Below are 19,234 nucleotides of genomic sequence, written 5' to 3' on the forward strand. Positions count from 1 at the left end.
GTCAGCGCCGCGCGATCAGCGCGCCGCAGCGGCGCCGGGCATCGTCGATCTCACGGCTGACCGCGCCGCCCTCCGGCTGCGCCGCGCGGACCTGGGTGATGAGCACGGCGAGGTCGTGGCGCGCGTTCATGGCGCCGGGCGCGGCACAGCGCAGGGCGGCGGCGGCGGCGCGGGCGATCCAGGCGATCTTGCGCAGTTCACTGTCGTCTGCCGGCGTGCGCGCCAGACGGTCGAGGCCGGCGATCGCCTCGGCATCGCCCGCAGCGGCCGCGGCCCGGTCGCGCGACAGCGCCGCGCGCAGCGCGTTGGGATGGTCGGGGCCGTAGGCCACCGCGGTGATGGTCGCCGCCTCCTCGAGGTGCCGCGTGCCGGCACTGGGTTCGAGTGCCGATTCCACCTCGCCGAGCAGGCGCAGCGTATCGCCGACCAGTCCGTGACGGGCCCCGAAGCGGGCCTGCCGGAGCGCGAGCGCTTCGCGCAGCAGTGCGCGCGCCTCCGCATTCCGACCTGCGTCGTGCAGCACCATCGCGTGGTTGAACAGGCCGTCGGCGAGCATCGCGTTGGGACTGGTCTGGCGCCAGATGTCGACGGTGCGCGCCAGCGCGTCGAGCGCCGCGTCGGTGTCGCCTCGCTCCCAGGCCACGATCCCCAGGCTGTTGTGGATGCGCGCGACGTCGGCATGGCGCGCGCCGAGGCGGGCGACGGTCCAGACCAGGGCGTCGCGGAATTCCGCATCCGCTTCGGCGAAACGGCCCTGGTCGACATGCAGGGCGGCCAGTTGCCGGCGGGCGTCGAGTGTGGCCGGATGGCGCGCGCCGTGCAGGTCCAGCGCCAGCGCCAGCGCCTCGCGGCAGCTCGCTTCGGCCGGGCGCGTACGACCGTTCGCACGCAACAGGGCGCAGCGGCTGCGCAGCAGTTCGATCGCCAGCGGGTGGCGCGGATCGAGGCGCTGGCGCAACCGCGCGAGCGCCGCATCGGTGCCGGTCAGCGCCTGTCTGAGTTCGCCGGCGGCGCTGTGCAGCGAGGCGAGATCGGCGAGGCTTTCGATGGTGCCGGCTTCGTCGGGGACGGCGCTGTCGCGGCGCAGGGCGAGGGCGCGCCGGAACAGCAGGCGCGCGCTGTCGAGTTCGCCGATGTCACGGCGGCTGCGGCCCAGGTGGGTGTAGAACTCGGCCGCCTGTCGCGGCAGCACCTGTTCGCGCTGCAGCGCCAGCGATTGCAGCGGCTGCATCCAGGCGATCGCGTCGCGCGGCCGGCCCAGCAGGCGCAGCGTGCGGCCGTGATCGCTGGCCGACTGCAGGCGCAGGCTCGGCGGCGCGTCGGCCATGCCACCCACCACGGTCGACTGGCGTTCGAGCAGCGCCAGCGCCCGGTCGTAATCACCCAGACCCAGGCGCAGGCGCGCGATCACGCCGTAGAGTTCGGCGCGGGCGACCGGCTGGTGGGCCAGCTCCGCATCACCGCGCTGCACGCCGACCTCGAGCAGCTGGCGGATGTCGAGCGGTGCGCCGCCTGCCGACGCGCCCGCCTGCTCGAACAGGCCGACGACGAAGTCCTGCATCGCCTGCGCGCGCGCGGACTCCTCGATGGCCTGGTTCGCCTGCCAGGTCACCGCCACCATCGAGGCGACGAGGGTGAGCGCCACCAGCGCCGCGCTCGAGATCGCCCAGCGATGCCGCCGCAGGTACTTGCCCGCCCGGTAGCTGAGCCGTTGCGGGCGCGCGAGGATCGGCCTGCCTTCGCTCCACCGGCGCAGATCGAGCGCGAACGCTTCGACCGAGGCGTAGCGGTCCGTGGGCGCCTTCTCCAGCGACCGCAGCACGATGGTGTCCAGGTCGCCGGCGATCGCGCGGGCCATGCGGCGACGCTGCAGCGGCTCCACCCCGTCGTCCGCGCTGCGCAGCAACGCCTGCGACGGTCGGGGGGGATCGACCTCCAGGATCGCCTGCTCCCACTGCGCGTCGCTGGCGAGCGTGGGCTGGTAGGGCTTGCGACCCGACAGCAGTTCGTAGAGCACGACCCCGAGCGAATACACGTCGGTCATCGTCGTGACCGGCTCGCCGCGGATCTGTTCGGGCGCCGCGTAGTGCAGCGTGAACGCCCGCAGGCCGGTACGCGTGTGCTCGGGCGCCTGGCCGGCCGTGTCGAGCAGTTTGGCGATGCCGAAGTCCAGCAGCCGCACGTCGTCGAGCGCGGTGACGAGGATGTTCGAGGGCTTGAGGTCGCGATGGACGATCAGGTTGGTGTGCGCGTGACTGACCGCTTCGCAGACCTGCAGGAACAGGCGGATCCGGTCCGCGACGCCCGGCTGGTGCCGCCGGCACCAGTCGGTGACGGGCTCGCCGTCGATGTAGTCCAGTGCCAGATAGGGCTGCTGGTCGGCGCTGATGCCGGCGTCGAGCAGGCGTGCGATGTGCGGATGTTCCAGCCGCGCGAGAATCTGTCGCTCGCGGGTGAAACGCAGGCGCAGGTCGGGATCGGCGAGGCCGGGACGCAGCAGTTTCAGTGCGACGCGGCGCTCGTAGAGGCCGTCCGCCCGGCGCGCAAGCCACACCTGGCCCATGCCGCCCTCGCCGAGCAGGCGTTCGAGTTCGTAAGGCCCGATGTGGCGGCCGGGCAGCATGTTCGACAGCCCGGCCACGATCGGCTCGGCGAGGAAATCCGCACGTTCGGCATCGAGTGCGAGCAATGCGTGGAGTTCGTCCGCGAAATCCGGATCGTCGTCGCGATACGCCGCCAGTGCCGTCGCACGCGCATCGGGCTCGAGTTCGAGCAGCGCGTCGAGGGCCGGGGACAGCCGCTGCCAGCGCGCGCCGTCCATACCCGTGCCTCAGTCTTCCCGCAACGACGCCAGCAGGTACATCCGCGCCTTCTGCCAGTCGCGCCGGATGCTGCGCTCCGACCGCTCCAGCAGCGCGGCGATCTCCAGTTCCGACAACCCCGCGAAATACCGCAGTTCCACCACCTGGGCCAGGCGCTTGTCGACCGCGGCCAGGCGGGTGAGCGCGATGTCGAGCGCCAGCGTGTCCTCGTCCAGCCGCAGGCCGCTCTCGATGTTGTCCGGCAGCTCGGTCACGCGGTGCAGGTCGCCGCCGCGCTTCTGCGCCAGCCGTTGGCGGGCGTAGTCGACGACGACGCTGCGCATCGCGGAGGCGGCGTAGGCGAAGAAATGCGCGCGATCGTCGAAGCGGGCCTCGTGGCGACCGATCAGCTTGAGGTAGGCCTCGTGCACCAGCGCGGTGGCATCGAGCGTGTGCCCGTGCTGGCCGACGAGCTGGCGCCGGGCCATCTGGTGCAGTTCCTGGTAGAGCGTGGCGAGCACGCGATCGAGCGCGTCGCGATCTCCGCCACGCGCGGCATCCAGCCACTGGGTGATCTCGGCAACCTGAGCCTCGCGCATGATCCCCGCCCTCGTCCCGCGTCGCGACTATAGCGCTTATCCGCCAGGGGCGACGCGGCGCCTCAGCGCTGGCAGCGCGGGCACCAGACGGTCGCGCGCTGGCCCACCAGGGCCTGCCGGAGCGGGGTGCCGCATGCGGGGCACGGCAGCCCACCGCGACCGTAGGCGGAGAGCTCCTGTTCGAAGTAGCCGGGCGCGCCGTCGGGGCTGATGAAATCGCGCAGCGTGGTGCCGCCACGCGCGATCGCGTACGCCAGGATCCGCTTCACTTCGTCAGCCAGGCGCGCGTAGCGTTCGCGCGAGATGCGCCCCGCGTCGCGCAGCGGCGAGATGCCGGCGGCGAACAACGCTTCGGCCGCGTAGATGTTGCCCACGCCGACCACGATGCGCTGGTCCATCAGGAAGGTCTTCACCGGCGCGCGGCGGCCGCGGCTGGCGAAGAACAGATGGTCGCCGTCGAACGCGTCGTCGAGCGGTTCCGGTCCGAGATCGCGCAGAAGATCATGCGTGTCGCCGGGCGGCTGCCACAGCAGGCAGCCGAACCGGCGCGGATCGTTGAAGCGCAGCACCTGGCCGGAATCGAGGGCCATGTCGACGTGGTCGTGCGTGCGCACCGGCACGTCCGGGTCGAGCACGCGCAGACTGCCGGACATGCCCAGATGCAGCAGTGCGCTGCCGGCCGCGGTGTCGAGCAGCAGATATTTCGCGCGCCGGCGGATCGCCTCGACGCGCTGACCCGGCAGCAGGGTCGAGACCTCGCCGGCAATCGGCCAGCGCAGGTCCGGCCGCCGCAGCACGATGCGTTCGATGGTGCGACCGAGCACGTGCGGCGAGAGGCCGGCGCGGGTGGTTTCGACTTCGGGCAGTTCGGGCATCGGGACCGGCGGCGTGCGGGGAAGCGTCTGTATCGGGTGCGCGCGGCCGGTTTCAATGCACCGGGCTGAACGCCGTGCGCAAAGGCGTCAGCCGGTCCACGCCGGCAGGCGACGGGGCACGGCGGGCGCATCGACCGTCACGTACTTCGGCAGCCCGTCGCGGCCGTACGGCGGCGGCGCCTCGCCGCGGATCAGCGGTTCGAGATAGCGGCGTGCGGCCGCGGTGATGCCATAACCGTCGCGGCGGATGAAGCCGGCCGGCATGATCTTCTCGTGGTTGGCGACCTTCTCCAGCGGCGCGGCCTCGATGGTCCACCGGTACGGCGATTCCGACGTGCGCCTGATCGACGGCATCGTCGCGTTGCGGCCGGCGAGTGCGAACTGCACGGCCGCGCGACCGACCGCCATCGCCTGCTCGACATCGGTTTTCGACGCGACGTGCCGCGCCGAGCGCTGCAGGTAATCGGGCAGCGTCCAGTGCACCTTGTAGCCCAACATGTCCTTGACCCGGCCGGCCAGATGCGAGGCCACGCCACCGAGCTGGGTGTGGCCGAACGCGTCCCGGCCGCCGCCGGCATCGGCGACGAAACGCCCGTCCTTGTCGCGGATGCCTTCGCTGGCCACGACGACGCACCAGCCCACGCGCTCGACGACGCGCTGCACCTGGGCGAGGAAGGCGGCCTCGTCGTAGTCGCGTTCCGGGAACAGGATGATCTGCGGCGCATCGTCGGGGCCTTGCCCGGCCAGGCCGGCGGCCGCGGCCAGCCAGCCCGCATGCCGGCCCATGGCCTCGTAGACGAAGACCTTGGTCGAGGTATCGGCCATCGCCGCGACGTCGAGCGCGGCCTCGCGCACCGAGACCGCGGTGTATTTCGCCGCCGAGCCGAACCCCGGGCAGCAGTCGGTGACGGCCAGATCGTTGTCGATCGTCTTCGGCACGCCGATGCAGGTTAGCGGGTAGTCGAACTGCGCGGCGAGCTGCGAGACCTTGAGCGCGGTATCGGCCGAATCGTTGCCGCCGTTGTAGAGGAACCAGCGCACGTCGTGCGCACGCAGCACCTCGATCAGGCGTTCGTACTTCGCGCGGTCGGCCTCGATGGATTTCAGCTTGTAGCGGCAGGACCCGAACGCGCCGCCCGGCGTGTGCGCGAGTGCGCGCACGGTCGGGAGCGGAATCTTCGACGCATCGACCAGATCCTCGCGCAGCGCGCCGAGAATGCCGTTGCGCGCGGCGAGCACCTTGACGCGCCGGCTGCGCGCTTCCTGCAGCACCGCCGACGCGGTGGCGTTGATGACGGCGGTGACACCGCCGGACTGGGCGTAGAGCAGGGTTCCGGACGTCATTGCACGTGTCCTTTCGATGGGCCGTGGCGGGATACGGTAAGCTGGCGCGGCCGTCTGCCGCCGTGTGGTCCGAGTGTACGTCGGTGCGGTGGCGCGATTCCCCACAGTTGCAGGAGCGTTCGATGCGTTTGGTTCTTCTCGGTGCGCCCGGTTCGGGCAAGGGCACGCAGGCGGCGCGGTTGAAGGACCATCTGCGGGTGCCGCACATCTCCACCGGTGACCTGCTGCGCGCCGAAGTGGCGGCCGGCACGCCGCTGGGCCTCGAGGCCAAGGCGGTCATGGCGCGTGGCGACCTGGTCTCCGACGAGATCCTGCTCGGCATGCTGGAAGACCGCTTCTCGCGCGCCGACACTGCCTCGGGCTTCATCCTCGACGGCTATCCGCGCAACCTCGCCCAGGCGGCCGCGCTCGATGCGCTGCTGGTGAAGCTCGGCACGCCGTTCGATGCCGCCGTGCAGCTGGAAGTGGACAACGAACAGATCATCGCGCGCCTCGCCGGCCGCGCGCAGGCCGAAGGCCGCGCCGACGACAGCCCGGAATCGGTGCGCCACCGCCTCAACGTCTACGACCAGCAGACCGCGCCGGTGATCGCGTTCTACCGCGAGCACGACCAGCTGACCGTCGTCGATGGCGTCGGCTCGCTCGACGCGGTGTTCGACCGCATCGTCAAGGCGATCGGTCGGGAGCAGGCGGCCGCCTGATCGCCGCGCATCGGCGGCATGGCCCAGGCTGGCCCTGCGAGCGAGCCGACCGCGTCCCTCACCCCATCTCCGCTTCCTGGGGGAGCGGGGCGAAGGTGCCGGGCATGCACGACTTCACCGCCTGTCTTCTGATCGTCTAGGAATCGGCTTCGTGAAACTTCATATCCTGGGTATCGCCGGCACCTTCATGGGCGGCGTCGCCGCGCTCGCGCGCGAACTCGGCCACGCGGTCGAAGGCAGCGACCAGGCGGTGTATCCGCCGATGTCGACCCAGCTCGAGACGCTGGGCATCACCCTGCACCAGGGCTACGACCCCGCGCACATCGGCGACGACGTCGACCAGGTGGTGGTCGGCAACGCGCTCTCGCGAGGCAATCCCGCGGTGGAAGCGGTGCTCGATGCCGGACGCGCCTACACCTCCGGCGCCGAATGGCTGCGCGACCACGTGCTGCCGGGCCGCGAAGTGCTCGCCGTGGCCGGCACCCACGGCAAGACCACGACCACGACGATCCTGTCGTATCTGCTCGAGGCCGCGGGCCGCGCGCCGGGCTTCCTGATCGGCGGCGTCGCCGAGGATTTCGGTGTGTCGGCACGTATCGGCAGCGGACGCGAATTCGTCGTCGAGGCGGACGAGTACGACACCGCGTTCTTCGACAAGCGCAGCAAGTTCGTCCACTACCGCCCGACGGTCGCGATCCTCAACAACCTCGAATTCGACCACGCCGACATCTTTCCTGATGTCGCTGCGATCCAGCGCCAGTTCCACCATCTGGTGCGCACGGTGCCGGCGCGTGGGCGCTTGATCGTCAACGGGCATGACGCGCGTCTGGCCGAAGTCCTGGCGATGGGCTGCTGGACGCCGGTCGAGCGCTTCGGCTTCGATGCCGCGTTCGAGTGGTGCGCGGTGAAGCGCAGCGACGACGGCAGCCTGTTCGAGGTTTTGCGCAACGGCGCGTCGATCGGCACGGTCGAATGGCCGCTGCTCGGCGACCACAACGTGCTCAACGCGCTCGCCGCGCTGGCGGCCTGCGCCGCGGTCGGTGTCGACATCGGGTCGCTGCTGCCTGCGCTCGCGGCGTTCCGCAGCGTCAAGCGGCGCATGGAAGTGCTGGGCACCGCGCGCGACATCACCGTCTACGACGACTTCGCCCACCACCCGACCGCGATCGCCACCACCCTCGCCGGCCTGCGGGCGAGGGTCGGCGATGCGCGCATCGTCGTGGCGATGGAGCCACGCAGCAATTCGATGCGCCTGGGCGCACATGCCGATGCGCTGGCGCCGTCGCTCGATCTCGCCGATGCCGTCGTATTCCTGCATCGCCCGGAACTGGCCTGGGATGCCGGCGCGGTGGTGAGCGCCGTGCGCGGCGAGGCGCACGCGGTGGCCGATGTCGACGCGCTGCTGGCCGAACTCGCCGCCCGCGTGCGGCCGGGCGACCATGTGGTCTTCATGTCCAATGGCGGTTTCGACGGGGCGCCGCGGCGCTTTGCGCTGAGCCTCCACGACTGAGGTTTCGCATCGGCCTGCGTACACTGGGCGCATGGCAGACGACACTTCGATTCCGCTGTTTCCGCTGCGCACCGTGCTGGTGCCCGGCGCCGCGCTGGGCCTGCGCGTGTTCGAGCCGCGCTACCTCGATCTCGTCCGCGAATGCGGCCGGCGGGGCAGCGGATTCGGCATCTGCCTGATCCTCGACGGCGACGAGGCCGGCGCGCCCGCGACACCCGCCGGCATCGGAACCGAAGCGCGCATCGAGGACTTCGACACCGGCGCCGATGGCCTGCTGACGCTGCGCGTGCGCGGCGCGCGCCGCTTCCACGTGCGCCGGACCCGGGTGCGCGACAGCGGCCTGATCATCGCCGACGTCGACTGGTGCGCCGCCGATCCGGTGATCGATCTGCAACCCGAACACGCGCTGCTCGGCGTCGTGCTGCGCAAGATCCTCGAACACATCGACGGCGCCGACCAGGCGTTCCCGGAGCCGCACTTCGACGATGCGGCGTGGGTGGGCTGGCGGCTGGCCGAACTGCTGCCGCTCGAACAGCCGCATCGCCAGCAGCTGTTGCAGCTCGACGATCCGGACGAGCGGCTGGAAACGCTGCTACGGCTGGTCGACGTCGTCGACGACGACTGACGCCTCGGCGGTGCGCACGCGCAACGTCGGCACGCCCGACTGCGGATGGACCGCCTCGCGCGACGGGAACGCCTCCAGCACGTCGCGCAGGCCCCGGTGCACGCCGTGCGCATCGGCCTGCGGCTGCCACAGTCCGAACGCGCCGAACGGCCGGGTGTAGAGCATCGACTGGCTGGTGCCGAGCCACAGGTCGGTGCCGTCATCGAGCACCGCCGGCGCACGCCACAAACGCAGCACCTCGGTCCGGTCGGCGTCGCTGTCGCGGCGCATCAGCAGCGTTTCTGCAAGCGTGTCCAGCGTCGCCGGCAGCACCGGCTGCTCGGCCTGCGGCACGCTTTCGTCGAGCAGGTTGATCACGCGCATCCAGCCGGCCTGCGGCTGCACCCGCCAGCCCTCCGCTTCGAGCTGTGATTGCAGCGGCGCCAGCGGGCCGGCGATCTGCAGATCCAGCGGCCAGCGATGGGCCGGATCGCGCTCGCGCAACTGGCCGGGCAACTGCACCCAGTCCGACGACCACCATGCCTGCGCCGACAGCGTGACCGTGGACGTTTTCGGTGCGAACTTCGCGAGCAGCGGATCCACCGCGCGCGGCGCATGCCACAGCGCGGCGACGGCGAAGGTGATGTAGAAGATCGCCGCGACCGGACGCATCCAGAACGAACGCTCGACGTGGCGGCGGTAGGCGATGCCCAGCACCAGCAGCCAGACGATGCCCAGCAGCATCCCGCCGACGATGTCGCTGAGCCAGTGGGCGCCGAGATACAGCCGCGCGAAACCCAGCACCGCCACCACCACGCCCGACACCAGATACGGCCAGACCCGGGTGCGCCCCGGCAGCTCGCGGGCGATCAGCACGGCGAAGAAGCCGAACACGATCGTGCACAGGGTGATCTCGACCGCCGGGAAGCCGAAGCCGCCGTGCACGGTGGGCGGCTTGGGCATGTCGATCACCGCGCCCAGCAGCGCGGTCAGCGCCATGCCGAAGGCCAGCGCGGCCAGCCAGTGCGCAGCGCCCAGCCAGCGGCGCCGCCAGATCAGCCACGCCAGGGTCAGGGCGACCGCGGGGCCCAGCACGTGGACGTCGCCGATCGACGCCAGCGCGGCCATCAGGCGATCGGCCAGCGGGTTGCGCAGTTCGTACATGAACTGGAAGACGGTCTGGTCGATCAGCAACGGCTCGCCGCGCATGATCACCGTCGCCAGCAGCGCGAAGCAGGCCCAGCCGATCGCCAGCAGGCAGGCCGCGAGAATCGCCAGCGACGCCGATTCCGGCCGTTTGGGATCGACCAGCGCGATCGCGTAGCGGCCGAACCACGGATGCGCCCGCGACCACGCCAGCAGCCGCGCGAGCAGCGAGTTGGCATGCGCGTCGAACCAGCGGTAGCTGTAGATGACGATGGCCCAGGCCAGGGCCAGGACCGCCAGCAGCGCACCGAGCACCAGCGCCAGGCGATCGGCCACTGCGGCCACCGCGTCGTAGGACGCGCCGAACAGCCAGCCCGGCGCGAGGAACAGCACGCCCCAGGACACGCAGGCCGCGAAGCTGATCGGCAGGTACTGGCGCATCGGCATGTGCGCGATGCCGGCGATGGCCGGCACGAACGGGCGGATCGGCCCGACGTAGCGTGCGACCAGGATGCTCTTGATCGCATTGCGCCGGAACACCAGCTCGCTGCGGTCGAGCAGCTGCGGGTACTTGCTGAACGGCCACACCGTGCGCAGGCCGTGGCCCCAGCGACGTCCCACCCAGTAACTCACCCCGTCGCCGGCCAGCGCGCCGAGCGCGGCGCAGGCCACGGCATAGGGGCCGGAGATCTCGCCCAGACCGATCAACACGCCGATCGCGAACAGGATCGGCAGCGCCGGGACGATCGCGCCGAGGATGATCACCGAGTCGCAGAATGCGATGAGGAAGATCACGAGGCCGGCTGCGACCGGGTGGTTGCCCACCCACGTCACCAGGCTGTTGAAGAAATCAGTGAGCATCGATCGATTATGACAGTCGCCGATGACCGTCTCCGGACCGGCCCGCCGCGCCGGGGCTTGCGTTGCCGCCGTCCGGCAACGATGTGCGGGGCCGCATTGCCGCCATCGCGCGCAGGTGGGCGCGTGCTCGTGCAGGCCCCGGGGCGACGGGATGACCGCGCGCGGTAGACCCGCTGGCGGACGGATCGCTCCGTACAATGGCGCGATGTCCGCATCCGACGCCAAGGCCTCCGGGGCCACCGAAACGAAAGCGCTGAAGTCCGACAGTTTCGGCCGCATCTCGCTGATGCGGGGCGGCGACGGCGGGCTGTTCGTGCGGCGCGACCTGTGTCACGTGCCGCTGTGGCTGCGCCTGCCGGCGTGGTGGCTGGCGCGGCGCGAGGCACGCGGTCTGGCGGCCGTGGCCGGCATGCAGGATGTGCCGCAGCTGATCCAGTGGAACGGGCGTCAGCTCGATCGCAGTTACATGCCCGGCGATGCGATGTACCAGCGCCCGCCGCATGGCGATCTGATCTACTTCCGCCGCGCGCGCCGGCTGTTGCAGGGCCTGCATCGCCGCGGCCTCGCCCATAACGATCTGGCGAAGGAAGCCAACTGGCTGGTGCTCGACGACGGACGTCCGGCGATCATCGATTTCCAGCTCGCGGTGCGCGGCGATCCGCGCTCGCGGTGGATGCGCCTGCTGGCGCGCGAGGACCTGCGGCATCTGCTCAAGCACAAGCGCATGTACTGTCGCGCGTCGCTGACGCCGGTGGAGAAGCGGGTGCTCAAGCGCACGTCATGGCTGCGCGATGTCTGGTTCCGCACCGGCAAGCCGGTCTACCGCGTGGTGACGCGGAAGATCCTCAAATGGGAAGACAACGAGGGGCAGGGGCCGAAGCCCTGAGAACCTGTTCAATGTCCTGCTGCGCTTGTCAGCTGGCGCGCGTGCGGTGCTCGGAATGCTCACGTACCACACGTACGCTGCGCTTCCCGCGCTCCACCACGCGCCATCTGGCGGCGCTCGCGACGGACCTTGAACAGGTTCTACGCCTCAGTCGGCCTCGCGCAGCGCGATCACGCTGCGGCCCTCGAAGCGGCGGTCCGCGCTGAAGTCGTAACCGAGTTCGAGCACGCCGACGTCGGCGCAGGCATGGCAGGTGCGCATCGGCACGTCGAAGCGCAGGCGCACGCCGCCCTCGGGCAATGCTTCGCTGCCGACCGCCTGCGCCGGCGCGAACGGCATCGCATCGGGATGCGCATCGAGAAACGGCTTGAGCTCGCCCCGCAGTCGCACCGCGCCCGCGGGCAGCACGTTCTCGTCCACGTCCACCGCGCGCCCGTCGCCATCGACCAGCCACAACCCCTGGTTGGTATTGGCGCGGAACGGATAGGTGATTTCGGCGTGGCCCACGCCCTCGATCTCGCGCCAGGCGCTGACGTAACCGGGATTGCCCAGCGCGATCAGCCGCGAACTCGCCGCCAGTGCATCGGGCGAAGCCCCGCCGGCGCGCATGGCCGACAGCAGGCAGTCGTCGACGGCCGCAGTGCCCGTCCGGCACGCCGCGGGATCGCCCTGCCACACCGACTGCGCGGAGACCACCACGTCGCCGTCGGCCGCGGCCGCGAGATCGTGGGCGGCCGCCGCAGAAGGCGGCGTCTCGGCGGGTGCAGGCGCCCGGGTGTCGACGGCCGGCACGGGCGCGACGGGCGCGGCGGCCGTCGGCGCGGCATCGCATGCGGCGAGCGTGAGCGAGAACAACGCGAGGGCGGCAACGTGGCGCATCGGCGGATCCTGCGGGGGAGAGCCGCCAGTATCGCCCTGCGCGCTGAACGGGTTGGAGACCCCGCGCGCATAATGGCGACGACTCCATCGCAGGACAGGCCCGCCGCATGTCGACGCTCGCCGGCAAGACCCTTTTCATCACCGGCGCCTCGCGCGGTATCGGCCTGGCGATCGCCGAACGCGCCGCGCGCGATGGCGCGAACGTGGCGATCGCCGCCAAGTCGGAAGTCGCCAATCCCAAGCTGCCCGGCACCATCCACAGCGCCGCGCGCAGCGTCGAGGCGGCTGGCGGCCGTGCGCTGGCGCTGAAGTGCGACATCCGCGAGGAAGACCAGGTGCGCGCCGCGGTCGCGGCGACCGTCGAGGCCTTCGGCGGCATCGACATCCTGGTCAACAACGCCAGCGCGATCTGGTTGCGCGGCACGCTGGACACGCCGATGAAGCGCTTCGACCTGATGCAGCAGGTCAATTCCCGCGGCAGCTTCCTGTGCGCGCAGATCTGCCTGCCGCACCTGTTGAAGGCGTCGAACCCGCACATCCTCACCCTGTGTCCGCCGCCGTCGCTCGATCCCAAGTGGTGGGCGCCGCATACCGGTTACACGCTGGCGAAGATGGGCATGAGCTTCGTCACCCTGGGGCTCGCCGCCGAGTTCGGGCCGCAAGGCGTCGCGGTCAACGCGCTGTGGCCGCGCACGCTGATCGGCACCGACGCGCTGAACATGATTCCCGGCGTCGAGCGCGGCAACGGCCGCAACTCGACGATCATGGGCGACGCCGCGCACGCGGTGCTGATCCGCGAGGCCGCGGGTTTCCACGGCCGCTTCCTGATCGACGATGAAGTCCTGGCGGAGGCCGGCATCACCGACCTCGACCGCTACGCGATCGACCCGTCGCAACCGCTGTTGCCGGATCTGTTCCTCGACTGAGCGGCCGGCCCGTCCGACCCGCATCAGGCGGCGTCGAGCGCCTGTGCCAGATCGTCGAGCAGGTCCTGCGCATGTTCCAGGCCCACCGACAGCCGCAGCAGGCCGCGCGGGGTCGTCGACGCCGGGCCTTCGATCGAGGCCCGGTGCTCGACCAGCGATTCGGTCGAGCCCAGCGAGGTCGCATTGGTGAACAGCTGCAGTCGACCGGCCACGGCCAGGGCCGCCGTTTCGCCGCCGTCCACCTCGAACGACAGCATGCCGCCGAAGTCGCGCATCTGCGCCGCGGCCACCGCGTGCTGCGGATGGTCGGCAAGGCCGGGGTAGTGCACCCGGGCGACGCGCGGATGTGCCTGCAGGGCCGTCGCGAGTTGCTTCGCGTTGGCGCAGTGCCAGGCCATCCGCGCGGGCAGCGTGCGCACGCCGCGCAGGATCATCCAGGCCGCGAACGGCGACGCGGTGGCGCCGGCCAGCAGGCGCAGGCCGTGGCAGTCGGCCGCGTGCGCGCCGTCTTCGCGGAACGCCAGCACGCCGCCCATCACGTCGCCATGGCCGCCGAGGTATTTGGTGGCCGAGTGCAGGACGATGTCGGCGCCCAGCGCCAGCGGCTGCTGCAGCACCGGCGGGGCGAAGGTGCCGTCGACCAGCAGCTGCGCGCCGGCGGCATGCGCCACGTCGGCGAGCGCGGCGATGTCACAGACCTTGAGCAACGGGTTGGAGGGCGTCTCGGCCCACAGCAGGCGGGTCTCCGGGCGCAGCGCGGCGCGCACCGCATCCGCATCGCTGAAATCCGCCAGGCTCCAGGTCAGCCCCCAGCGCGGGAACTGCTGCGCGGCCAGCGCCCGGAACGAGAAGTAGCTGTCGTCGCACAGCACGACATGGCTGCCCGCCGGCAGGGCCTGCAGCGCCGTCGCGCCGGCGGCCATGCCGGTGGGAAACAGCAACGCCCGCGCGGCGCCGTCGAGCGCGGCCAGCGCCACCTCGGTCTCGTGCTGGGTGGGATTGTCGTAGCGCTGGTACAGCCAGCCCTGCGGCAGCTGGCCGTCGGGCGTGTGTTCGAAGGTTGTGGCCAGCTGCAGCGGCACCGACAGGGCGCCGCTGGTGGGGTCGGGCCGGCTGCCGGCGCGGGCGGCGAGGGTCTCGATGCGGGGCATGCAGCGCTCCGGGCGTGATGCGGGGGGAGCGCCGATTCTAGGGGCGCGGGTTCGCCGCGCGCGCGCCTGCGTTGGCGGTGTCGCTTGCCCGGCCCGATAATGGCCGCGCCGGCGACCGCCTGCGCTTTCCGATGGAACCCCCTGCACCCATGACCGCTTCCCCGCCGCCGCCCGGCACTGCCGCCGATCTCATCGCCCTTGCCCAGCGTCACGTGCTGCCGGTCTACCGTCCGCGCGAACTGGTGCTCGAGCGCGGCGACGGCGCGCGCGTCTGGGACAGCGAAGGCCGCGAGTACGTCGATCTGTCGGCGGGCATCGCCGTCTGCGGGCTCGGCCACAACGATCCCGATCTCGTGGCCGCGTTGGTCGACCAGGCCGGCAAGCTGTGGCACACCAGCAACGTCTTCTTCAGCGAACCGCCGCTGCGGCTGGCGGCCGAACTGGTCGAGGCCAGCGGTTTCGCCACGCGCGCCTTCCTGTGCAACTCGGGCGCCGAAGCCAACGAGGCGGCGATCAAGCTCGTGCGCAAGTGGGCCACTGCCCAGGGCCGCAGCCCGGACTGCCGCGTCATCGTGACCGCCCGCGGCAGCTTCCACGGCCGCACGCTGGCCGCGGTCACCGCGACCGCGCAGCCGAAATACCAGGCCGGCTACGAGCCGCTGCCCGGCGGCTTCCGCTACGTCGATTTCAACGACATCGCCCAGCTAGAGGCCGCGATGTCGAGTGGCGACGTCGCGGCGGTGATGCTCGAGCCGGTGCAGGGCGAGGGCGGCGTCATGCCCGCTGCCGATGGGTATCTGGCCGCGGTGCGCGCGCTGTGCGATCGCCATGACGCGCTGCTGGCGCTCGACGAGATCCAGTGCGGCATGGGCCGCACCGGCACGCTGTTCGCGCATCCCCAGGATGGCGTCGTGCCCGACATCGTCACCCTGGCCAAGGCGCTTGGCGGCGGCTTCCCGATCGGCGCGTTGCTGGCCGGCCCGAAGGTCGCCGAGGCGATGCAGTTCGGCGATCACGGCACCACCTTCGGCGGCAATCCGCTGGCCGCCGCGGTCGCGCGGGTCGCGCTGCGCAAGCTCGCGTCGCCCGGGATCGCCGCGAACGTGCAACGCCAGTCACGCGCACTGCGCGACGGCCTCGCCGCGCTCGATGCCGAGTTCGGCCTGTTCTCGGAAGTCCGCGGCCGCGGCCTGATGCTCGGCGCTGTGCTGCGTCCCGAGCATGCCGGCAAAGCCGCGACGATCCTCGACCACGCCGCGCGCCACGGCCTGCTGATGCTGCAGGCCGGCCCCGACGTGCTGCGGTTCGTGCCCGCGCTGAACATTACCGACGCCGACATCGCCGACGGCCTGGCGCGCCTGCGTGCGGCGATCGCCGATGCCCTCGCTGCCGGCTGAGTCGCCGCGGACCCCCGCACGTTCCGCATCGCCAACGACGACGGCCCGGTAGTCGCCGGCCTGCATGCCGCAGTGGCGCGCGCTCAGACCAGCCCGTAACGCCGCAGCACCGTCCGCAGCGATCGCGCGTCGACCACCGTGTCGGCGTGCAGGCCGGCGGCGCGTGCGCCCTGGACGTTGACGAAGAGGTCGTCGACGAACAGGGCCTCCCGCGCGCTGACGTCGAAATGCGCGAGCGCGTGCTCGAAGATCGCGCGGTCCGGCTTGCGCACCCCCAGCGAACCGCTGCACAGCACGCGTCCGTCGAGCATCGGAAACAACGGCGCGACGATGCGGACAATCGCATCCAGCATCAGCGCGCCGTTGTTGGTCAGCACGCCGACCTGCACCTTGGACGCGACCGCTGCGACGAGGTCCAGCGCGATCGGCTCCGCCCGGGTGCCGGCAATGCGCGCATCGAGCCACGTGTCCGCGTCGATCGTGCACCCGAGGCCTGCACCCAGCTGCTGCAGATAGGCCGCCGTATCGAGCGCGCCGCTGTCGTACGCGCGCTCCAGCCCCGACTCGAACAGCACCGCCGACACGCGCGCCGGCGTGCAGCCGGCCACCCGCGCGAGTGACGCAAGCCGTGCGTGGTGCGAATAGCGCGCCAGCACGCCGTCGAAGTCGAACAGCACCAGCCGCAACACCGGCGGCGTCGTGCTCACTGCGATGGGTCTTCCGCGGGCAGGCCGGCGCCGCAGCGGCGGCAATGCCAGGCTTCCTGCTCGTGGTCCTGCAGGCCGCATTCGCGGCAGCGCACGTGGCGACGCTTCGGGCGCAGCGTGCTGGCGAGCTCGGCGGTATAGATGCCGGTGGGCACGGCGATGATGCTGTAGCCGATGAGGATCAGGATCGAGGTGATGAAGCGCCCCACCGGCGTGCCCGGCGAGATGTCCCCGAAGCCGACCGTGCCCATCGTGACCACGGCCCAGTACATGCCGGTGGGAATGCTGGTGAAGCCGTGTTCGGGCCCCTCGATGACGTACATCAGCGCGCCGAAGATGATCACGATGGTGACCAGCGTGCAGACGAAGACGGCGATCTTGCGCCGGCTCCGCGACAGGGCGGTGATCAGCACGCCCGCCTCGCTGGAGTACTGCACCAGCTTGAGCACGCGGAACACGCGCAGCAGGCGCAGCACGCGGATCACCAACAGGTACTGGCTGCCGGCGAAGATCAACGACAGGTAGCTCGGCAGGATGGCCATCAGGTCGATGACGCCGAAGAAGCTGGTGGCATAGCGCAGCGGCCGGCGCACGGCCCACAGCCGGAGGCCGTATTCGATCGTGAACAGGATGGTGAACGCCCATTCCGCGACCAGCAGCGCGTGATGCCAGCGGGCCTTGATCGACGGCTCGCTGTCGAGCAACACGACGACCACGCTGACGAGGATCGTCGCGATCAGTGCCAGATCGAAATTGCGTTCGCTGGCGGTCTCGTGGTGGAACAGCAGGCGATAGAACCGGTTGCGCAATCCGGTCGGGCGCGCCGGCAGGAAATCGCGTTCGAACACGCTGGCCTGCGGATCGAACTCCTCCGGACGGGCGCCGGGCCGGTTCATGCGCCGGCGACCTCCGCGAACGCGCCGCGGGCTGCGGCGATGGTCGCCTCGATCACCGGTGCATCATGCGCCGACGACATGAAGCCGGCCTCGAATGCCGACGGCGCGAGATAGACGCCGCGCGCCAGCATCGCGTGGAAGAAGCGGTTGAACGCACCGCTGTCGCAGGCGACCGCCTGCGCGTAGGTATCCACGGACGTCTGATCGGTGAAGAACATGCCGAACATGCCTCCGACACGCGTGGTGGTGAAGGGCACGCCCGCGTCCCGCGCGGCGGCTTCGAGCCCGTCGCACAACGCGTTCGACGCCGCTTCCAGCGCATCGTGGAATCCCGGCTCGGACACCAGGTCCAGCATCGCCAGACCCGCGGCCATCGCCACCGGATTGCCGCTCAGCGTACCGGCCTGGTAGATCGGCCCGGCCGGCGCGATCTGTTCCATCAGGGCGCGGCGTCCGCCATAGGCGCCGACCGGCATGCCGCCGCCGATGATCTTGCCGAAGGTGCTGAGATCCGGCGTCACGCCATAGCGCGCCTGCGCGCCGCCCAGCGCGACGCGGAAGCCGGTCATCACCTCGTCGAAGATCAGCAGCGCGCCGTGCCGCGTGCACAGATCGCGCAGGTGCTGCAGATACCCGTCGCGCGGCGGCAGGCAGTTGGCGTTGCCGACGACAGGCTCGATGATCAGGCCGGCGATGTCCGCGCCGACATCGTTGAACAGTGCGGTCGCCGCGTCGAAATCGTTGTAGGGCAGGGTCAGCGTCAGATCGGCCAGCGCCTTCGGCACGCCCGGCGAGGTCGGAACGCCCAGGGTGAGCGCGCCGCTGCCGGCCTTGACCAGGAACGAGTCGCCGTGGCCGTGGTAGCAGCCCTCGAACTTGACGATGCGGGTGCGCCCGGTCGCGCCGCGCGCCAGGCGGATCGCCGACAGCGTGGCCTCGGTGCCGGAGTTCACCATGCGCACCATCTCCATCGATGGCACCAGCGCGGTGATGCGCTCGGCCATCGTGACCTCGGCCTCGCACGGTGCGCCGAAGGACAGGCCGTCGCCGATCGCGCGCTTGACCGCCTGGCGCACGGCCGCGTGATTGTGTCCGGCGATCATCGGGCCCCACGAGCCCACGTAATCGATGTAGCGGTTGCCGTCGACGTCGAACAGGTAGGGACCGTCCGCGCGCTGCACGAAGAAGGGTTCGCCGCCGACCGACTTGAACGCGCGCACCGGCGAATTGACGCCGCCGGGCAACAGCGTCCGGGCGCGTTCGAACAGGGCATGCGAGCGGGACGTATCCATGGGAACTCCAGAAGACAGAAAGGTCACAGGCCGAAAGCGGCCCGGTAGGCGTGTGCGGCGGCGGCCGGATGGCGTGCGGCGAAGACACCGCTGATGACGGCGACGAGATCGGCGCCGGCGGCGGCGAGCTGGCGCGCATTCTCCGGCGTGATGCCGCCGATCGCCACCCGGGGTACGCCGAGCGGCTCCGCATCGCGCAGCAAGGACTTGCGCGCGACGCGGGCATCGGGCTTGGTGGGCGAGGGGAAGAACGCACCGAACGCGACGTAACTCGCGCCGGCGTCGACCGCGCGCTGCGCCAGCATGATGTCGTCGTAGCAGGAGGCGCCGAGGATCGCCTCGTCGCCCAGCGCCGCACGTGCGTCGATCAATGCGCCGTCGTCCTCGCCCAGATGCGCACCGTCGGCGCCGAGATCGGCGGCGAGCCGCCAGTCGTCGTTGACGATCAGCGGCACACCGGTCGCCCGGCACAGCGGCAGCAGGGCCTGCACCTGCGCCCGGCGTAGGGCGGCGTCGGCGCGCTTGTTGCGGTACTGCAGCCACGTGGCATGCGGCAGGACCGAGGCGACCTGGGCCAGCAGCTGCGCGGTCTCGACTCCGTCGGGCGTGAGCAGATACAGGCCGCGTGGCACGGGCGGGGAGGCGTTCATCGACGTGGG

17 protein-coding genes are annotated in these 19,234 nt (G+C 71.0%); 6 read left to right on the plus strand and 11 right to left on the minus strand.

Annotated elements, in window-relative coordinates; all coding sequences use genetic code 11:
- Position 1: 1 nt before the first annotated feature.
- From CURTO8I2_RS12520 to CURTO8I2_RS12535, 4 genes are all read right to left on the minus strand, one after another.
- Positions 2 to 2,821 (minus strand): serine/threonine-protein kinase, encoded by a 2,820-nt coding sequence (locus tag CURTO8I2_RS12520; RefSeq protein ID WP_159681387.1) that lies wholly within the window; start codon positions 2,819 to 2,821, stop codon positions 2 to 4.
- Positions 2,822 to 2,830: 9 nt separating this feature from the next.
- A complete protein-coding gene (locus CURTO8I2_RS12525; RefSeq protein WP_159681388.1) occupies positions 2,831 to 3,400 on the minus strand; it encodes an ECF-type sigma factor in 570 nt (189 codons plus the stop codon).
- 62 nt (positions 3,401 to 3,462) lie between these two features.
- Positions 3,463 to 4,275: a bifunctional DNA-formamidopyrimidine glycosylase/DNA-(apurinic or apyrimidinic site) lyase gene (gene mutM / locus CURTO8I2_RS12530; protein ID WP_159681389.1), complete on the minus strand. Its 813-nt coding sequence runs from the start codon at positions 4,273 to 4,275 to the stop codon at positions 3,463 to 3,465.
- A gap of 87 nt (positions 4,276 to 4,362) precedes the next feature.
- The gene (locus CURTO8I2_RS12535) at positions 4,363 to 5,619 is read right to left on the minus strand and encodes a 6-phosphofructokinase (RefSeq protein ID WP_159681390.1); all 1,257 of its coding nucleotides are present in this window, start codon (positions 5,617 to 5,619) and stop codon (positions 4,363 to 4,365) included.
- Between the two features lie 122 nt (positions 5,620 to 5,741).
- Between CURTO8I2_RS12535 and CURTO8I2_RS12540 the strand changes: the two genes are divergently transcribed.
- The 3 genes from CURTO8I2_RS12540 to CURTO8I2_RS12550 all read left to right on the plus strand — a co-directional run bounded on the left by CURTO8I2_RS12540 (position 5,742) and on the right by CURTO8I2_RS12550 (position 8,455).
- Positions 5,742 to 6,320, plus strand: a complete 579-nt coding sequence (locus tag CURTO8I2_RS12540; protein ID WP_159681391.1) for an adenylate kinase — start codon at positions 5,742 to 5,744, stop codon at positions 6,318 to 6,320.
- Between the two features lie 121 nt (positions 6,321 to 6,441).
- Entirely contained in the window at positions 6,442 to 7,830 is a 1,389-nt protein-coding gene (gene mpl, locus CURTO8I2_RS12545; protein ID WP_255475815.1) for a UDP-N-acetylmuramate:L-alanyl-gamma-D-glutamyl-meso-diaminopimelate ligase, read from the plus strand.
- Between the two features lie 31 nt (positions 7,831 to 7,861).
- Positions 7,862 to 8,455, plus strand: coding sequence for an LON peptidase substrate-binding domain-containing protein (locus CURTO8I2_RS12550; protein ID WP_159681392.1), 594 nt, complete (start codon positions 7,862 to 7,864; stop codon positions 8,453 to 8,455).
- Here CURTO8I2_RS12550 and CURTO8I2_RS12555 read toward each other — a convergent pair.
- Entirely contained in the window at positions 8,423 to 10,441 is a 2,019-nt protein-coding gene (locus CURTO8I2_RS12555; RefSeq protein ID WP_159681393.1) for a bifunctional DedA family/phosphatase PAP2 family protein, read from the minus strand. The two genes, CURTO8I2_RS12550 and CURTO8I2_RS12555, sit on opposite strands and share 33 nt — an antisense overlap.
- A gap of 205 nt (positions 10,442 to 10,646) precedes the next feature.
- On the opposite strand from CURTO8I2_RS12555, the gene CURTO8I2_RS12560 reads away from it, so the two are divergent.
- Positions 10,647 to 11,327: a phosphotransferase gene (locus tag CURTO8I2_RS12560; protein ID WP_159681394.1), complete on the plus strand. Its 681-nt coding sequence runs from the start codon at positions 10,647 to 10,649 to the stop codon at positions 11,325 to 11,327.
- Positions 11,328 to 11,474: 147 nt separating this feature from the next.
- On the opposite strand, the gene CURTO8I2_RS12565 is transcribed toward CURTO8I2_RS12560, so the two are convergent.
- A complete protein-coding gene (locus tag CURTO8I2_RS12565; RefSeq protein ID WP_159681395.1) occupies positions 11,475 to 12,206 on the minus strand; it encodes a hypothetical protein in 732 nt (243 codons plus the stop codon).
- A gap of 107 nt (positions 12,207 to 12,313) precedes the next feature.
- On the opposite strand from CURTO8I2_RS12565, the gene CURTO8I2_RS12570 reads away from it, so the two are divergent.
- Positions 12,314 to 13,132, plus strand: a complete 819-nt coding sequence (locus tag CURTO8I2_RS12570) for an NAD(P)-dependent oxidoreductase (protein ID WP_159681396.1) — start codon at positions 12,314 to 12,316, stop codon at positions 13,130 to 13,132.
- A 23-nt stretch (positions 13,133 to 13,155) separates the two neighbouring features.
- Here CURTO8I2_RS12570 and CURTO8I2_RS12575 read toward each other — a convergent pair whose 3' ends face one another.
- Complete coding sequence (locus CURTO8I2_RS12575; protein ID WP_159681397.1) at positions 13,156 to 14,283, minus strand: PLP-dependent aspartate aminotransferase family protein; 1,128 nt, start codon at positions 14,281 to 14,283, stop codon at positions 13,156 to 13,158.
- Between the two features lie 149 nt (positions 14,284 to 14,432).
- Between CURTO8I2_RS12575 and CURTO8I2_RS12580 the strand changes: the two genes are divergently transcribed.
- A complete protein-coding gene (locus CURTO8I2_RS12580) occupies positions 14,433 to 15,680 on the plus strand; it encodes an acetylornithine transaminase (protein ID WP_159681398.1) in 1,248 nt (415 codons plus the stop codon).
- An 83-nt stretch (positions 15,681 to 15,763) separates the two neighbouring features.
- Here CURTO8I2_RS12580 and CURTO8I2_RS12585 read toward each other — a convergent pair whose 3' ends face one another.
- The 4 genes from CURTO8I2_RS12585 to thiE are packed head-to-tail and all read right to left on the minus strand — an operon-like array spanning position 15,764 to position 19,225.
- Positions 15,764 to 16,387, minus strand: a complete 624-nt coding sequence (locus CURTO8I2_RS12585) for an HAD family phosphatase (RefSeq protein WP_236551099.1) — start codon at positions 16,385 to 16,387, stop codon at positions 15,764 to 15,766.
- The gene (locus CURTO8I2_RS12590) at positions 16,384 to 17,283 is read right to left on the minus strand and encodes an ion transporter (protein ID WP_159681400.1); all 900 of its coding nucleotides are present in this window, start codon (positions 17,281 to 17,283) and stop codon (positions 16,384 to 16,386) included. The genes CURTO8I2_RS12585 and CURTO8I2_RS12590 overlap by 4 nt, the downstream gene beginning before the upstream one ends.
- On the minus strand, positions 17,280 to 18,575 hold the full coding sequence (gene hemL, locus CURTO8I2_RS12595) for a glutamate-1-semialdehyde 2,1-aminomutase (protein WP_159681401.1): 1,296 nt from the start codon (positions 18,573 to 18,575) through the stop codon (positions 17,280 to 17,282). Before hemL ends, CURTO8I2_RS12590 begins: the two co-directional genes overlap by 4 nt.
- A gap of 23 nt (positions 18,576 to 18,598) precedes the next feature.
- Positions 18,599 to 19,225 carry a thiamine phosphate synthase gene (gene thiE, locus CURTO8I2_RS12600; RefSeq protein WP_159681402.1) on the minus strand — a complete coding sequence of 209 codons (627 nt, stop codon included), beginning with the start codon at positions 19,223 to 19,225 and terminating at the stop codon, positions 18,599 to 18,601.
- Positions 19,226 to 19,234: the final 9 nt, after the last annotated feature.

Source organism: Luteimonas sp. 9C (assembly GCF_902506295.1).
Lineage (GTDB): Bacteria > Pseudomonadota > Gammaproteobacteria > Xanthomonadales > Xanthomonadaceae > Luteimonas.

Coding starts and splice junctions, on each gene's coding strand:
- CURTO8I2_RS12520 (WP_159681387.1), bottom strand. CDS start 2,821: ATGGACGGCGCGCGCTGGCAGCGGCTGTCCCCGGCCCTCGACGCGCTG.
- CURTO8I2_RS12525 (WP_159681388.1), bottom strand. CDS start 3,400: ATGCGCGAGGCTCAGGTTGCCGAGATCACCCAGTGGCTGGATGCCGCG.
- mutM (WP_159681389.1), bottom strand. CDS start 4,275: ATGCCCGAACTGCCCGAAGTCGAAACCACCCGCGCCGGCCTCTCGCCG.
- CURTO8I2_RS12535 (WP_159681390.1), bottom strand. CDS start 5,619: ATGACGTCCGGAACCCTGCTCTACGCCCAGTCCGGCGGTGTCACCGCC.
- CURTO8I2_RS12540 (WP_159681391.1), top strand. CDS start 5,742: ATGCGTTTGGTTCTTCTCGGTGCGCCCGGTTCGGGCAAGGGCACGCAG.
- CURTO8I2_RS12550 (WP_159681392.1), top strand. CDS start 7,862: ATGGCAGACGACACTTCGATTCCGCTGTTTCCGCTGCGCACCGTGCTG.
- CURTO8I2_RS12555 (WP_159681393.1), bottom strand. CDS start 10,441: ATGCTCACTGATTTCTTCAACAGCCTGGTGACGTGGGTGGGCAACCAC.
- CURTO8I2_RS12560 (WP_159681394.1), top strand. CDS start 10,647: ATGTCCGCATCCGACGCCAAGGCCTCCGGGGCCACCGAAACGAAAGCG.
- CURTO8I2_RS12565 (WP_159681395.1), bottom strand. CDS start 12,206: ATGCGCCACGTTGCCGCCCTCGCGTTGTTCTCGCTCACGCTCGCCGCA.
- CURTO8I2_RS12570 (WP_159681396.1), top strand. CDS start 12,314: ATGTCGACGCTCGCCGGCAAGACCCTTTTCATCACCGGCGCCTCGCGC.
- CURTO8I2_RS12575 (WP_159681397.1), bottom strand. CDS start 14,283: ATGCCCCGCATCGAGACCCTCGCCGCCCGCGCCGGCAGCCGGCCCGAC.
- CURTO8I2_RS12580 (WP_159681398.1), top strand. CDS start 14,433: ATGACCGCTTCCCCGCCGCCGCCCGGCACTGCCGCCGATCTCATCGCC.
- CURTO8I2_RS12590 (WP_159681400.1), bottom strand. CDS start 17,283: ATGAACCGGCCCGGCGCCCGTCCGGAGGAGTTCGATCCGCAGGCCAGC.
- hemL (WP_159681401.1), bottom strand. CDS start 18,575: ATGGATACGTCCCGCTCGCATGCCCTGTTCGAACGCGCCCGGACGCTG.
- thiE (WP_159681402.1), bottom strand. CDS start 19,225: ATGAACGCCTCCCCGCCCGTGCCACGCGGCCTGTATCTGCTCACGCCC.